Here is a 347-nt window from a genome sequence, read left to right as displayed (position 1 = left end):
TTAATGCGTGCAATATCATTCGTCGTGTCTTGAGATAGCCAATCAGAGGCAGTTAGTTGCTTTTGCATGGCATCACTTACGAGTAGTAAGTTGTCGAGATGAATGTCTAAATGTTGCCACTTGGTTGCGTAAAGCTCTGTCAATGTCGCGCGTTCTTCATCGCTAAGTGGAAATTCGGATAAACATCGATTCATGACTCTTAAAAGGGCAGTTTGATAATCAAAATCATGAAAGGCATCCTGCACCTTTCCAAGTTGTGAGTTTTTCTCGGCAAGTAAATTAAAGAGTCCGCACTGTCGTAATTGATAGCTCTCTAGCAGGCCAATAGATAGCCTTGGCAATGGCTC

At 42.4% G+C, this 347-nt stretch carries 1 protein-coding gene; it reads right to left on the bottom strand.

All coding sequences use genetic code 11. From position 1 onward, the window contains the following. Nucleotides 1-347, bottom strand: a 347-nt coding sequence (locus IQR33_RS28085; protein WP_193844258.1) for a DUF3080 family protein, incomplete at both ends; no start/stop codon positions are given.

Source organism: Vibrio sp. OPT46 (genome assembly GCF_015163535.1).
Taxonomy (GTDB): Bacteria; Pseudomonadota; Gammaproteobacteria; order Enterobacterales; family Vibrionaceae; genus Vibrio; species Vibrio alginolyticus.
Note: the sequence above shows the minus strand (reverse complement) of the source record. Positions and strands in the feature narration are given on the sequence as shown.